Annotated in this window: 15 protein-coding genes and 2 pseudogenes; 4 read left to right on the top strand and 13 right to left on the bottom strand. The window is 55.0% G+C overall.

Features of this window, described 5'->3' with window-relative positions; genetic code table 11:
- Positions 1–11: 11 nt before the first annotated feature.
- A pseudogene (fdnG, locus tag H7R56_RS12095) lies at positions 12–3059 on the bottom strand (formate dehydrogenase-N subunit alpha).
- Between the two features lie 222 nt (positions 3060–3281).
- Here fdnG and yddG point away from each other — a divergent pair.
- Positions 3282–4163 carry an aromatic amino acid DMT transporter YddG gene (gene yddG, locus H7R56_RS12090; RefSeq protein ID WP_106926999.1) on the top strand — a complete coding sequence of 294 codons (882 nt, stop codon included), beginning with the start codon at positions 3282–3284 and terminating at the stop codon, positions 4161–4163.
- A 3-nt stretch (positions 4164–4166) separates the two neighbouring features.
- Here yddG and H7R56_RS12085 read toward each other — a convergent pair whose 3' ends face one another.
- From H7R56_RS12085 to H7R56_RS12075, 3 genes are all read right to left on the bottom strand, one after another.
- Complete coding sequence (locus tag H7R56_RS12085) at positions 4167–4862, bottom strand: RES family NAD+ phosphorylase (protein ID WP_106926997.1); 696 nt, start codon at positions 4860–4862, stop codon at positions 4167–4169.
- On the bottom strand, positions 4859–5260 hold the full coding sequence (locus H7R56_RS12080; RefSeq protein WP_182928667.1) for an MbcA/ParS/Xre antitoxin family protein: 402 nt from the start codon (positions 5258–5260) through the stop codon (positions 4859–4861). Before H7R56_RS12080 ends, H7R56_RS12085 begins: the two co-directional genes overlap by 4 nt.
- 120 nt (positions 5261–5380) lie before the next feature.
- On the bottom strand, positions 5381–6877 hold the full coding sequence (locus tag H7R56_RS12075; RefSeq protein WP_106926993.1) for an MFS transporter: 1497 nt from the start codon (positions 6875–6877) through the stop codon (positions 5381–5383).
- Positions 6878–6998: 121 nt separating this feature from the next.
- Between H7R56_RS12075 and H7R56_RS12070 the strand changes: the two genes are divergently transcribed.
- From H7R56_RS12070 to H7R56_RS12060, 3 genes and pseudogenes are all read left to right on the top strand, one after another.
- Positions 6999–7580, top strand: a complete 582-nt coding sequence (locus tag H7R56_RS12070; RefSeq protein ID WP_106926991.1) for a TetR family transcriptional regulator — start codon at positions 6999–7001, stop codon at positions 7578–7580.
- A 177-nt stretch (positions 7581–7757) separates the two neighbouring features.
- On the top strand, positions 7758–9146 hold the full coding sequence (locus tag H7R56_RS12065; protein ID WP_106926989.1) for a NarK family nitrate/nitrite MFS transporter: 1389 nt from the start codon (positions 7758–7760) through the stop codon (positions 9144–9146).
- Positions 9147–9282: 136 nt separating this feature from the next.
- A pseudogene (locus tag H7R56_RS12060) lies at positions 9283–11073 on the top strand (nitrate reductase subunit alpha); the annotation flags it as partial.
- Between the two features lie 161 nt (positions 11074–11234).
- On the opposite strand, the gene H7R56_RS12055 reads toward H7R56_RS12060, so the two are convergent.
- The 9 genes from H7R56_RS12055 to H7R56_RS12015 all read right to left on the bottom strand — a co-directional run bounded on the left by H7R56_RS12055 (position 11235) and on the right by H7R56_RS12015 (position 14407).
- A complete protein-coding gene (locus H7R56_RS12055) occupies positions 11235–11624 on the bottom strand; it encodes a Mor transcription activator family protein (protein WP_001281697.1) in 390 nt (129 codons plus the stop codon).
- Positions 11621–12049, bottom strand: a complete 429-nt coding sequence (locus tag H7R56_RS12050; protein ID WP_048994581.1) for a gp16 family protein — start codon at positions 12047–12049, stop codon at positions 11621–11623. Before H7R56_RS12050 ends, H7R56_RS12055 begins: the two co-directional genes overlap by 4 nt.
- On the bottom strand, positions 12039–12254 hold the full coding sequence (locus H7R56_RS12045; protein WP_058814434.1) for a hypothetical protein: 216 nt from the start codon (positions 12252–12254) through the stop codon (positions 12039–12041). The genes H7R56_RS12050 and H7R56_RS12045 overlap by 11 nt, the downstream gene beginning before the upstream one ends.
- The gene (locus tag H7R56_RS12040) at positions 12244–12474 is read right to left on the bottom strand and encodes a hypothetical protein (protein WP_048994580.1); all 231 of its coding nucleotides are present in this window, start codon (positions 12472–12474) and stop codon (positions 12244–12246) included. The genes H7R56_RS12045 and H7R56_RS12040 overlap by 11 nt, the downstream gene beginning before the upstream one ends.
- A complete protein-coding gene (locus tag H7R56_RS12035; protein ID WP_048994579.1) occupies positions 12471–12962 on the bottom strand; it encodes a hypothetical protein in 492 nt (163 codons plus the stop codon). The genes H7R56_RS12040 and H7R56_RS12035 overlap by 4 nt, the downstream gene beginning before the upstream one ends.
- Positions 12949–13245 carry a nucleoside triphosphate pyrophosphohydrolase family protein gene (locus H7R56_RS12030; protein WP_023214067.1) on the bottom strand — a complete coding sequence of 99 codons (297 nt, stop codon included), beginning with the start codon at positions 13243–13245 and terminating at the stop codon, positions 12949–12951. The genes H7R56_RS12035 and H7R56_RS12030 overlap by 14 nt, the downstream gene beginning before the upstream one ends.
- Positions 13242–13430 (bottom strand): hypothetical protein, encoded by a 189-nt coding sequence (locus H7R56_RS12025; RefSeq protein ID WP_048994575.1) that lies wholly within the window; start codon positions 13428–13430, stop codon positions 13242–13244. The genes H7R56_RS12030 and H7R56_RS12025 overlap by 4 nt, the downstream gene beginning before the upstream one ends.
- A gap of 78 nt (positions 13431–13508) precedes the next feature.
- Positions 13509–14120: a DUF3164 family protein gene (locus tag H7R56_RS12020; RefSeq protein WP_006118595.1), complete on the bottom strand. Its 612-nt coding sequence runs from the start codon at positions 14118–14120 to the stop codon at positions 13509–13511.
- A gap of 17 nt (positions 14121–14137) precedes the next feature.
- Positions 14138–14407 carry a hypothetical protein gene (locus H7R56_RS12015; RefSeq protein ID WP_000835317.1) on the bottom strand — a complete coding sequence of 90 codons (270 nt, stop codon included), beginning with the start codon at positions 14405–14407 and terminating at the stop codon, positions 14138–14140.
- Positions 14408–14409: the final 2 nt, after the last annotated feature.

The following is a 14409-nucleotide window of genomic DNA, read 5'->3' as shown; positions in this document are numbered from 1 at the left end:
CTAAACGCTCCTTACGCTTTCTCAATGTTAACCAGGAACGCCTTGTATTCCGGCGTCTGCGAGTTGGAATCGCCTACGTTTGGCGTCAGGGTGTTGGCGATATAGCCTTACCGCGCCACGCCTTCATAGCCCCAGTGCAGCGGAATACCGACGGTTTCCACCTGCTGACCGTTAACGTTGAGCGTTTGCAGACGACGCGTCACCACCGCCACGGCGCGAATAAAACCACGCTGGCTGCTGACGGTCACGCGATCGCCATTGGCAATTCCCTTGGCTTTCGCCAGCCCTTCACTGATTTCCACAAACTGTTCCGGCTGCGCGATGGCATTGAGGCGCGCATGCTTGGTCCAGGTATGGAAATGTTCGGTCAGACGATAGGTCGTGCCGACGTACGGGAACTTGTCTTTCTTCCCGAGGCGAACCGCATCCTCTTCGTACAGACGCACGACCGGACTGGAAATCACGTTCGGGTGCAGCGGGTTGGTCCCCAGCGGCGTTTCCATCGGCTCGTAGTGTTCCGGGAACGGTCCTTCCGCCAGCTTATCGATGGCGAACAGGCGACCCAGCCCTTCCGGTTGCATGATGAACGGATTGGTCTTGCTTCCCGGCGGCGCGGTATTAAAGTCCGGGATATCGTTACCCGTCCATTTCGTCCCGTTCCACTGAATCAGCATCCGTTTTGGATCCCACGGCTTACCGTTAACGTCCGCCGATGCGCGGTTATACAGCACGCGGCGGTTCAGCGGCCAGGCCCATGCCCAACCCAGCGTATTGCCCAGCCCTGATGGGTCAGCGTTATCGCGGTTGGCCATCTGGTTACCCTGTTCGGTCCAGCTCCCGCTATAGATCCAACAAGACGATGCCGTGGTACCGTCATCGCGCAGCAGCGCAAAGCTATTGAGCAGTTGGCCTTTCTTCGCCACCAGTACGCCGTTGGCGTCATACAGGTCAGCCAGCGCATAGCCGTTGTTCTCTTTAGCGACTTCTTCAGACTCCGGACGATCCGGCTGTTTATAGTTCCAGCCCATCTTCAGCAGCGGCTCAACGCCTTTACCGCCTTCGTTGCGATACATCTCGCGCAGACGATGGTAAATACCGGCCAGAATTTCGCCGTCATTACGTGCTTCACCCGGTGCTTCCTGACCTTTCCAGTGCCACTGCAGCCAGCGTCCAGAGTTGGCGATAGAGCCGTCCTCTTCCGCAAAGCAGGTGGACGGCAGGCGGAACACTTCAGTCTGAATCGTCGACGGATCGACATCGTTAGACTCACCGTGGTTTTGCCAGAACGTCGACGTCTCAGTCACCAGCGGATCGATAACCACCATGTACTTCAGCTTGCTTAAGCTGCGCACGACTTTGTTTTTATCCGGGAACGAGGCCACCGGGTTAAAGCCCTGGCAGATGTAGCCGGTGACTTTGCCGTTATCCATCATGTTGAAGTACTTGATAACGTCATAGGCCTGGTCCCATTTCGGCAGCCAGTTAAAGCCCCAGTCGTTCTCTTTCGTCGCCGCATCGCCGTAAAACGCTTTCATCAGGCTGACGTAAAACTTCGGATAATTGCCCCAGTAGTTGACCTGGTCCGGCAGCGTCGCCTTCGGCGTATTCGCCTCCAGATAGGTTTGCAACGAGGTGTGTTTATCCGACGGCAGCGTCAGATAGCCTGGCAGGCTGGTCGACAGCAGGCCTAAGTCGGTTAACCCCTGAATATTTGAGTGACCGCGTAGCGCATTGACGCCGCCGCCGGCCATCCCCATGTTGCCTAACAGCAGCTGAATCATCGCCATAGTACGGATGTTCTGCGCACCCACGGTATGCTGAGTCCAGCCCAGCGCATACAGGAAGGTGGTCGTACGATCGGCCGCGCTGGTAGAGGCCAGCACATCACACACTTTCAGGAAGTCGGCTTTTGGCGTACCGCAGATGTTTTCCACCACATCCGGCGTATAGCGGGAAACGTGCTGTTTGAGCAGGTTCCACACGCAGCGCGGGTGGCTGAGCGTTTCATCACGTTTGGCATAGCCGTTTTCGTCGAACTGATAGTTCCAGGACGATTTATCGTACTGGCGTTTTTCGGCGTCGTAGCCGCTGAACAAACCGTCTTCGAACGTGAAATCGTCCCGTACCAGCAGGCTGGCATTGGTATAGTGCTTCACGTATTCGGCGTTGATCTTATTGTTTTCGATCAGGTACAGCAGTACGCCCGACAGGAAGGTAATGTCGGTGCCGGAACGGATCGGCGCGTAGATATCAGCCACCGACGCCGTACGCGTAAAGCGCGGGTCGACGACGATCAGCGTCGCATCGTTGTTGTTCTTCGCTTCCATCGCCCAGCGGAAACCGACCGGGTGGGCTTCTGCGGCGTTACCGCCCATCACCATCACGACGTTAGCGTTTTTGATATCAACCCAGTGGTTGGTCATCGCACCGCGACCAAATGTTGGAGCAAGACTTGCTACCGTTGGTCCGTGTCAGACGCGCGCCTGGTTGTCTACCGCCAGCATGCCGAGGGAGCGCACAAATTTTTGCGTCAGCATGCCGGTTTCATTACTTGCCGCAGATGCACACAGCATCCCGGTAGAAAGCCAGCGGTTTACCGTTACGCCCTGTTCATTCTTCTCAATGAAGTTGGCGTCGCGGTCGGCCTTCATCAGCTTTGCGATACGATCGAAGGCTTCATTCCACGAAATACGCTGCCATTTATCCGAACCCGGCGCGCGGTATTCCGGATAACGCAGGCGGTTTTCACTGTGTACGTAGTCGAGCAGCCCGGCACCTTTCGGGCATAGCGCGCCGCGGCTAACCGGATGATCCGGGTCACCTTCGATGTGATAAATCGACTCTCGGGCATTTTTGGCCCCATCGCCCAGGCTGTACATTAACAGCCCACAACCCACGGAGCAGTATGTGCAGGTATTACGAACTTCTTTGGCGCGCAGTAATTTGAAATTACGCGCCTGTGCCAGCGCCATTTTAGGAGCAAACCCTAATGCCGCTGCCGTCGTCCCGGCCATACCGCCCGCGCAGATTTTAAAAAACTTTCTGCGACTGACGTCCATTGTATTCCTCATGATATGGATCTACATTTCGCCGGAAAAACTAACAGCAAAAGCCCTGATTTTTTTGCGTCAAATCAATGTCGAAAACGGAGCCCCCCTTAATAGTCAGGGGTCGCAGGTTTTATTAACTCTTTAGGGTTATGGCACTCACAAAAATATCCCAGCGGGCGGCCAAAAGGTGCTATAACCGCAGACTTCGGTTTTAAAAGCATCAGGTTAAATATGGACAAAAAAAGAGCGACGCTCATCGGACTCACCGCGATTGTATTATGGAGCACCATGGTGGGGTTAATTCGCGGCGTCAGTGAAGGCCTCGGTCCGGTCGGCGGCGCGGCGATGATCTATAGCCTGAGCGGCATCTTACTGGTTTTCACCGTTGGTTTTCCTCAGCTGCGTCAGATACCTGGCCGCTACTTACTGGCCGGCAGCGTGCTGTTCGTTAGCTATGAAATGTGTCTCGCACTGTCGTTAGGCTACGCCGCCAGTCGCCAGCAGGCCATTGAGGTGGGCATGGTGAATTATCTGTGGCCAAGCCTGACGATTTTGTTCGCTATTCTGTTTAACGGCCAGAAAAGCAGCTGGCTGACGATCCCCGGTTTACTCCTCGCGCTGTTTGGCGTCACCTGGGTATTAGGCGGCGAGCGTGGTCTCGATATCGCAGAAATAACGCGCAACGTTATTTCCAGCCCGTTGAGTTATATTCTGGCGTTTGTCGGCGCGTTTATCTGGGCGGCCTACTGCACGGTCACCGCCAAATATGCCAGGGGAAAAAACGGCATCACGCTGTTCGTTTTGCTGACCGCGCTTAGCCTGTGGGTGAAGTTTCTGCTGAGCGAACAACCACCGATGGTATTTAGCTGGCCGGTGATCATTAAGCTGCTGATGTGTGCGCTGTCGTTAGGATTAGCCTATGCGGCGTGGAACGTCGGGATCCTGCACGGTAACGTCAGCTTTCTGGCCGCCGCATCCTATTTTACGCCGGTGCTCTCTTCCGCGTTGGCGGCGGTGTTGCTCAGCGCAACGCTCTCGTGGTCTTTCTGGCAAGGTGCAGGAATGGTCTGCGCCGGTTCCCTGCTCTGCTGGCAGGCCACGCGCCGGCCATAGCCGCTAGTCGCCGTAGAGTTTAATACTCAGTACGTTAGCGATCGCGCTGCCGTTCCAGTGGTATTCCAGATGCTCGGCCTGTAACACCTGCGTGACCAGGCAAGGCCGATACAGCACATAACAGGTATGCCCGGTATGGCGGACGGAACAGTAGTGAATGCCGTCTCTGTTGTGCTTTTTCTGCGTTTGCGCGAACGCCTTTGACTGGCTGTAGTCGGTGGCATGATAGAGCGGCGAAGAGAGAAACGGTTCCTGAGTGATATCCACTAACGTCGCATCAAACTCGGTATACAACACCCGCATCTGCACTTTCTGCGCTGGCTCTCGGGTGTAACCAAAAATACGCTCCTGATGATATACCGTCTCCTTGACGGCGGTATCGAGCAGTGGCGCACAGTAGTAACCGCCAAAATCGCCGGTGCTAAAACGCGCGCCCTCCGGGTTAATATGCGTAAACGCCGCCATGACGTAGCTGCTGCCGTTAAGCCCGACCAGCCAGTCTTCTTTCGGCACCCGCATCAGTTCGCCGGCGGACTCCATCAAGCGTTCGTTGGTCAGCGCTTCAACGGCCCACACCGCCTCAAGCTCATCGCTGCTGGCAACATCCTCAAACAGATCGATAGTCGGATAGCGGCTGGGAATGATGCGGTATGCGGTTGCGCCCTTAAACGCAACCAGCGGAGGTGTGTCAGTGCTCAAGCCATTCCCCCTCTCCAGGCCTGAAGCCGCGAAGCGACTTCATACAGATCGGCCACCCGACCACCGTTCATTACATCCATCGCCGAGCGCCCGGCAAAGAAAGGATGCGCATTCGGTTTACGCACCCAGCCATAGATGCTGTCCTCGGCGGAAAACAGGATCCGCAGGCATTTATGGATGTTGAGGATATAGCTCATCCGCTCCTGAATGTCGGCGCTTAAGCGAATGCCGCCTTTGGACTCTTTATATTTGTTCAATGTTGAACGCGAGCTGATACCCAGAAGCCGTAGCTGTTCATCTGTGCTGCAGTGCCATTTTTCCAGAACACGGAACACGACAGGCAGCGCCTTACTGGTATCAACATGACCGTTTACATGGCTTTCTTGTGCTGTGGCCATCGTTCCTCCCGGACATAATTACCGTACATCGCCGTAAAAACAGGCTGTACATTTAATGTCAATTGTAGTGTAAACGTTCAAATATGTACACTGTAAAAAGGCGACGGCTGCACCATCGCCTCACGATCGGGCCGCCTCCGGGGCGTTGGCGAGCCCGCGCCAGATCCCTGCCGCCAGTAGCAACAGCAGCACACCCGCCGTTGCCAGCGCAACGCTATGAGCGCTGATAAAGGCAGTTTGCGCAGCGTCAACCAACGCCTGGGCCGGTATGGCGGGTAGCGACTGCGCCAGCTGCATCGCCTCGCCAATTGACGACGCGGCCCGCACGGCGTTTTCACTTTCCAGCCCCACAGGCAACACAATCGCGGCGCCGTAACTGCGGGTCAGAATCAGGCCAAACAGCGCAATACCCAGCCCTGCACCCAGCTCATAGGCCATGGTTTCTATCGCCCCGGCCGCTGCCGCTTTTTCTTTAGGCGCAGCGGCCATGATGGCGGAGGTCGACGCCAGCAGCGCGCTGGCGGCGCTAAAGCCCAGCAGCGCCATTAGCCCCCATGCCTGCCAGGGCTGAGTGCTGAAATTGGTGACGGACAGCCCAAGGAAGCTCAGCGCGCTCAGCGTCATACCACCGGTGGCGACCTGGCGTAAACCCAGACGCGACACCAGTACGCCGGCTATTGGCCCGCTGAATCCGCTGGCCACCATAACCGGCAGCATAAACATCCCCGCTTCAAACGGCGTTTTCTGGTGCACAAACTGCAGCTCCTGCGCCATCAGCAATTCGAAGCCCACCAGCGTGACCAGCGCGGTCATGGCCATCACCACGCCGCTTAAGATGATGCGGTGGGTAAACAGCCGCATATCAATCATCGGCCGGGTGGCCGCCAGCTGCTGACGGACAAAGGTATACAGCATGGCGGCCCCCACCGCGGCCACCAGCGTGGTCAGCCACACGGCCTGCTGCCCTTTGAGCGCCGATTTGGCGCTGAAAACCAGCATCAGAATGGCGGCAATGAGCATCAGCGCCTGGGTCAGGTTCAGCGGCTGCTCGCGACGCGCAGGCTGACGCGGCACCATGCGCGCGCCGATAATCATCACCACCAGCACGATGGGAACGTTAATCAGGAAGACCGATCCCCAGTAAAAGTGCTCCAGCAGCAGGCCCCCGACCAGCGGGCCAAAGGCCGCACCGCCGGAACCCACCGCCGCCCACAGCCCGAGCGCCATATTCCGGTGTTTAGCTTCAGCAAAGGTACTGCGAATACCGGCAAGCGTTGCGGGTACGATCATCGCAGCGCCAACCGCCAGCATCGCACGCGCGGCAATCAACGCCAGCGCGGTCGATGAAAATGCCGCCGCCAGCGACGCCAGCCCGAACAGCCCGCTACCGAGCAGTAGCAGGCGCTTAAAGCCAATTTTATCGCCGAGCGCGCCCATCGGCAGCACCATCCCGGCCATCACTAATGAGTAGATATCAATGATCCATAGCAGCTCATTGCCGCTGGTGCCCAGCGCTCCGCTTAGCGTCGGCGCTGCCACATGCAGCACCGTGGCATCAATTGCCACCGGGATATAGACCAGCAAAATAGCCATCAGCGTTAACCACTGGCGAGACATCGTTTGTTCCTCTCGTTATTTTGAAATTGGACATGTGTCCAGGAAAAGGATCCTGCCGGATTGTTGAACGCGTGTCCAATTTTTTGTTATTCTCAGCTAAACACTCCTTAAACAATTAAAAATGAACTATTTAACGCGTGAAGAACGACGGGAAGTGATCCTCAAAGCGGCGATGCAGGTTGCGCTGAACGGTGGGCTCAGTGCGATGACCGTACGCCATATCGCCACCGTGGCCGGCGTCGCCAGCGGCCAGGTCCATCACCACTTCGCCTCCATAGGCGAACTCAAGGCGCTGGCTTTTGTCAGGCTGATACGCGAAATGCTGGATATGCCGCTGGTCAGCGATGACGCCAGCTGGTACGAACGCCTGTTTTCCATGGTGGGCAGCGACGATCGACGGCTGGAGCCGTATATCCGCCTATGGCGGGAAGCACAGCTGCTGGCAGACAGCGACAGCGACATCAAAGGGGCGTATCTGCTGACGATGGACATGTGGCATCAGGAAACCGTCAATCTCATTTTACTGGGCACGCAAGCAAATGAATTTCGGCCAATTGATAACGCAGACGATATTGCCTGGCGCCTGATTGCGCTGGTTTGCGGGCTGGATGGTATTTATGCCCTGGGCATGGCAGAAATAAGCGATGAAATTTTCACTCGCTATATAAAGCATTATATTTCGATAGAGCTTAATCCCGCTTAATTTACATTTAGTAACAATTCACAACGTTTTATTCACGACGCGTTTTCTTACAACGCGTTTTTTTTATCTATTCTTCAACGATAAAGAGATAAAACGGCCTGGCGATAATAACTCCTCCCTACCTACTTCGCTGTTTTTCCTTTTTTTCTTTTTTATGACGTGGCTTCCGAGGGTAATATGGCGACAAAAAATGAGAAAGAGAATCATTATCTTTTAAAAGACTGGAGACCTGAAAATCCCGCCTTCTGGGAAAATAAAGGCAAATCAATTGCCAGGAGAAATCTGTGGATTTCCGTAGCCTGCTTATTACTCGCCTTCTGCGTCTGGATGTTATTTAGCGCCGTTGCGGTAAATCTCAACAAAGTAGGATTTAATTTCACTACCGACCAGCTATTTTTATTAACCGCACTACCTTCTCTCTCCGGCGCTATTTTGCGCGTGCCCTACTCCTTTATGGTACCTATATTTGGCGGGCGTTACTGGACCGTATTAAGCACGGTGATCCTGGTTATCCCCTGCATCTGGTTAGGCATTGCCATCCAAAACACCGCTACTCCATTCTGGGTATTTATCACCATCGCGTTACTGTGCGGTTTCGCCGGTGCTAACTTTGCCTCCAGCATGGGTAACATCAGCTTCTTCTTCCCAAAAGCCAAACAGGGCAGCGCGCTTGGCGTGAACGGCGGCTTAGGTAACCTGGGCGTGAGCGTGATGCAGATGGTGGCGCCTGTGGTGATCTTTCTGCCGATGTTCACCTTTATCGGCGTCCATGGCGTCACTCAGGAAGATGGCTCGACGCTGGCACTGAGCAACGCCGCCATCATCTGGGTACCGCTGCTGGTCATTGCCACGATCGCCGCATGGTTTGGCATGAACGACATCGCCAGCTCAAAAGCCTCGGTACGCGATCAGCTCCCGGTGCTGAAACGCCCTCATATGTGGCTGCTCAGTCTGCTGTACCTCGCCACCTTTGGCTCATTTATCGGCTTCTCGGCCGGTTTTGCCATGCTGGCGAAAACCCAGTTCCCTGACGTTAACATCCTCAAGCTGGCCTTCTTCGGGCCGTTTATCGGCGCGCTGGCGCGTTCGTTTGGCGGCGTCATTTCCGATCGTCTGGGCGGCGTGAAGGTGACGCTGGTGAACTTCGTCCTGATGGCGGTCTTTACCGGTCTGCTGTTCCTGACCTTGCCCGGCAGCGGCTCCGGCAGCTTCCTCGCTTTCTACGTGGTGTTTATGGGGCTGTTCCTCACCGCCGGTCTCGGCAGCGGCTCCACCTTCCAGATGATTGCCGTGATCTTCCGCCAGATAACCATTGAGAGCGTGAAAAAACGCGGTGGCACCGATGAGCAGGCGCAGCACGAAGCGGTGACCGATACGGCTGCCGCGCTTGGATTTATCTCCGCCATCGGCGCTATCGGCGGCTTCTTTATCCCGAAAGCGTTCGGTACCTCTTTAGCCATGACCGGTTCACCGGTCGGCGCCATGAAAGTGTTCTTTGTTTTTTACGTCGTCTGCGTGCTGGTGACATGGCTGGTCTATGGCCGCCGCGCACCGGCAAAACAATAACGAGAAATTTGCCGGATAGCGGCTCACGCCTTATCCGGTCTACGGGGTCGAGCGGACTTGTAGGCCAGATAAGGCGCGCGAGCGTCGCCATCCGGAACGGCACGATGCCGGACATTATCGGAGCAGGAGGAATGTCATGAGTAAACTACTGGATCGCTTTCGCTACTTTAAGCAGAAAGGCGAAACCTTTGCCAATGGTCACGGGCAGGTCTATGACAATAACCGTGACTGGGAAGATAGCTACCGTCAGCGCTGGCAGTTCGACAAAATCGTACGCTCGACGCACGGGGTGAACTGTACCGGCTCATGCAGTTGGAAGATTTACGTGAAGAACGGACTGGTGACCTGGGAGACACAGCAAACCGACTACCCGCGCACCCGCCCTGACCTGCCTAACCACGAACCCCGCGGCTGCCCGCGCGGCGCAAGTTATTCCTGGTATCTCTACAGCGCCAACCGGCTGAAATATCCACTGGCGCGTAAAAAGCTCATTGAGCTGTGGCGCGAAGCGCTGGCACAAAATCCGGACCCGGTCATCGCCTGGGACAGCATTATGCAAAGCGCTGAGAAGACCCGTCGCTACAAAGAAGCGCGTGGGAAAGGCGGTTTTGTCCGTTCATCATGGAAAGAGCTCAACCAGCTGATTGCCGCCGCTAACGTCTGGACCATCAAAACCTACGGCCCGGACCGCGTCGCAGGCTTCTCGCCGATCCCGGCAATGTCGATGGTCTCTTACGCCGCCGGCACGCGCTATCTGTCGTTGATTGGCGGCACCTGTCTGAGCTTCTACGACTGGTACTGTGACCTGCCGCCGGCTTCGCCGATGACCTGGGGCGAGCAGACCGACGTGCCCGAGTCCGCCGACTGGTATAACTCCAGCTATATCATCGCCTGGGGCTCGAACGTGCCGCAAACGCGTACTCCGGACGCCCACTTCTTCACGGAAGTGCGCTATAAAGGCACCAAAACCATTGCCATTACGCCGGACTTCTCCGAAGTCGCCAAGCTGAGCGACCAGTGGCTGGCACCGAAACAGGGTACCGACAGCGCGCTGGCCATGGCGATGGGACACGTGATTCTCAAAGCGTTCCATCTCGACAACCCCAGCGATTACTTTATCAACTACTGCCGCCGCTATACCGACATGCCGATGCTGGTGATGCTCGATAGCCGTGAAGACGGTACCTATACCGCAGGCCGTATGCTGCGCGCCGCCGATCTGGTCGATGGTCTGGGCGAAAGTAACAACCCGGAATGGAAAACCGTGGCCTACAGCAGCGACGGTGAGCTGGTCGCCCCTAACGGCTCTATCGGCTTCCGTTGGGGTGAAAAAGGGAAATGGAACCTCGAATCACAGGCCGCCGGTCAGGAGGTTGAACTGACGCTCTCCCTGCTCGACAGCCGCGATACCGTGGCCGGAGTGGCGTTCCCCTACTTTGGCGGCAATGAAAATCCGCACTTCCGTAGCGTGAAGCAGGACCCGATTCTGGTACGCAAGCTTCCGGCAAAGGCGCTGACGCTGGCCGACGGCAGCCAACGCCTGGTCGTCAGTATTTATGACCTGACCCTGGCGAATTACGGCCTCGATCGCGGGCTGGACGATGCGCTGGCGGCCACCAGTTTCGACGACGTCAAAGCCTATACTCCGGCCTGGGCCGAGCATATCACCGGCGTCTCGCGGAAAAACATCGAGAAAATCGCCCTCGAATTTGCCGACACTGCGCACAAAACCCATGGTCGTTCGATGATCATCCTCGGTGCCGGGGTTAACCACTGGTACCACATGGACATGAACTACCGTGGCATGATCAACATGCTGGTGTTCTGCGGCTGTATTGGTAAGAGCGGCGGCGGCTGGGCACACTACGTGGGCCAGGAAAAGCTGCGCCCGCAAACCGGCTGGCTGCCGCTGGCATTTGCGCTGGATGATTAGACTTGAGATAAATGACAGGGAATAAGTGAGATAATTATGGGAAGAACTGGGTCAACATGGGAAGAGACTGGATGGAATATGCAATAACCTTACAGTATGTGAAAATCAGACCGGCCCGAAAAAAAACAGAACTCGCACCAGCCTGATTGCAGATATTACTCCTTTTTCCCCGTATCGGCATCAGGTTCGCCATCAAACAGTTTGCCCTGCATCCGATCCAATTCTTCTTTTCTGACCCGTTTCACCACGCTGTAAACCCACTGTAGTGAAACACCAAATTTGCGGGCCAGTTCGTGATGGTTGCGCCCGTCAAACTCCAGGAAGATTTCCCGGTCACGCTGGCTGACCTTCCAGACCATCCCCATCGGGAAATAGACGTTTTGCCCGCCCCAGACCTGCATCATGCGGTTCGCGACGGCCTGACCTATCTGGTCGGCAACTGCGGGTTCGATATCAATAATCTCGCGGACGGTCTCAGAGGTGTGCTGTGCCAGTTCCACCAACAGTTCCGGCCCTTTACTACGAAACTGATTCAGGTCGCTCATTGCTTCACCCCCGCAGCTCTGCGCTGCCACTTCTTCAGTTTCTCAATAACGCTACTCGCCTGCTCATTGTTGAGCCAACGTAACGCGCTGATGCCCGTTTCCCGTTTAACCCACAGCGCCAGCGCCTGCTCTGAACTGTCACGGACGACGCCTGCCGCAGCCATTTCAAGCCATAGCGCACGGATTTTCTTTGACTGCGGATGACTATCCAGCGGTAAGCCGGACGTGGCTTTTCCGGCAGGCTTAATGCGAAAGCCTTTCTTTTTCATGGATTCGAGCACGCGGTTTAGCTGCGGGGTATCCATCCCTTTGGTTGAGGCTTTGCCGGTCAGCCCCTGTAGCATCTGGCGGTAGGTGTCCTCATCCATCTGGAGATCGCTGCGGGCAATATGAATGAGTTGAATAAGACGCTGTTTAGTCATCATCGCCACTCCTTTTACCTGCGCTACCGATATAATCGACATATAAAGGAAGCGCTACAGGCCAGCACAGGAACATCACGGCCCAACTGATCCAGTGTCCGGCACCGCTGTAACGTGAGTAAAACCCTGAGCGGCGGTGCAGTTCAGCAGTACACCACCCCACGAGACCATACCAGAACAAGGCACATACAATAGATTCAGCCATCATGATGAATTCCTCCCCAGTTAATATGAATATTGCGAGCCGCAATAACAGGGTCGTTATTCCTCCAGGCACCTGACATGTAGTTTTTAACCTGTTCACGTCCGGCAATAACCCCAATTTGAATGCCCGGTCTGACATTCTTAAAAAAAGCACGGGCAAAAATATATTTGGCAGTTGTACGGCAAGGTTTCAGTGATTTTTTCTTGCGTAATAACATAATCATTTAGCCCCCAGTTGCTGCTTGTTACAGCGCTGTTGGCAAGCGAGGTCGAGGCGCATTTTCCCGGTCTTCATACGGAAAATAGTTTTGAGTGCAGCAGTAGATGCGATCGTGTCTACGGCCAGTATCTCATCAACAATTTCGTCAATAGCATCCAGTAAATTCGGCGCTAATTGTGGGACTGTGTATAGAAATATCTGGCGACGTGGATCTGTATTTTTGTCCTTATTTTCTATGGATAGCATTGCCGCATAACCATCTCGCTCTAGGTCTCGCAGTTCTTCTGCATCGGTCCAGGCAATTGGGACAGAGCCATCTGCCTTGCGGCGTTCCTGAAGTTCCGCCAGCGCTACAACACAGTCATGAAATATCGGGTCTATCTTTGTTCCGCTGATGTAACTATTTAAAGTGTTATCGTGGTCAGCCCAGCGTTTAAGGCTTTTATGTATTTGAGCCAGACGCTCATCTGTTAAGTTCTTATTCTGCGGCATAAGTCACCCCCAGACGTTCGGCAAGGCGTTCCAGCTTTTTCTGCTTATGAAAGTCAATCATCAGGCCCATCCCGTTGAGGCGGAACTGTTCAATCATGATTTCAACGTCAGCCAGTTCGCCAGCCAGATCAACTTCATTGCCCAGTCCGTTCATATTGCGGGCAGCGGCAGCGGCCAGTTCGGCGGCTTCTTCCATTAACTTCAGCGCCTGTGCTTCAGGGCCAAAGGTTTTCAGGGCCAGATGGTAGATCGTCGAACGGTTATATAATTTCATGCCTTTCATTTTGTTGCCTCGCAGGGGATGAACTCCATGGCCGGGACTTCGGTGTAGTAATGCTGGCTGCAGTGAGGACATACCAGCGTGATGAGGACGGCTGGCACATGGTATTTGCCAGAGGCAATGACGCTGGCGTCGCTGAACTTCAGGGTGGTGATACCTTTCTTACAGTTGGAACATTTGATGGACATGATTTATTCCTCAATACTGTTTTCGGCGTGCAGAAGCCCACGGCGCTGACGCCGAAATAAAAAGAAATTGAATTAAAATTAAATGGCAGCGATATCTAACGGAATATTAATTAACTTCCCGTGTTTATCTTTCTCCCGGAAATTAATATAGGTTTTGGACATGGCCACCTGCAGTGATTCCGATATGGCCTCCATTGCCCGGTTCCAGCGCTCGTCCTGAATCTTGACCCGGCGCAGGGAAAGAATACGTCCGGTGTTAAGCTGGCCCTCTTTGTCCACCTGGAAAGCATCGCTGATGATGGCTCGCAGGTTGGCGTTTGCGCCTTCCGACCACTCGGTGACGCACTCGTCTATCAGGTCTTTGGCAATCTGCAGCTCTGGCCCGAAGGTCAGGGTTTCCTGCACGCGGATGGTGATCTGCTGAGCACCGTCGAAGCTGCTGAAGGTCACGTTGCCTTTGGCCCCGCCGCGCGTTCTGCCGTACTTCTCGGCCACAAGGTCAAGCCAGGCATAGCACTCGTCAAAGGCACGACGCTTGAAGTCGCTGAGTTCATCGCGTTTAACTTTCGCGGCGGCAACCTGTTCTTTAACGAAAGAATCCATCGCAAGGTCATAGTCAGACACCTGGTCAACCGGCACCAGACGCCCCTTGCGGTCTTTCATGTAGTCTTCTTTATTTACTTCGCTCATCTCTGTTCACCTTGTGGTTAATGTAATGACTCTGACCAGGTAATACGGCAGCCATGCAGTTCAAAGACGCCCTGACGAAAGCGCCCTGAGCCGTCATGACCAACATGGGTATAACTTGCCTTCCCCTGCTCCAGCAGGCGGGCACAGTGCCCGTTACGGGCAATACGGATAACCGGCTTACTACCCGCAATCATGACGCTCTGCACGGTAGTGTTCATGGCGTTGAGCGCCATAATGGCGGACTGCACCTTGTTCATCTGCTGATTGATATCGGCGATGGATTTCATGG

It is taken from the genome of Klebsiella sp. WP3-W18-ESBL-02, assembly GCF_014168815.1.
Lineage (GTDB): Bacteria > Pseudomonadota > Gammaproteobacteria > Enterobacterales > Enterobacteriaceae > Kluyvera > Kluyvera ascorbata_B.
The sequence above is the reverse complement of the archived record's forward strand: the minus strand, read 5'-3'. Positions and strand labels throughout refer to the sequence as shown.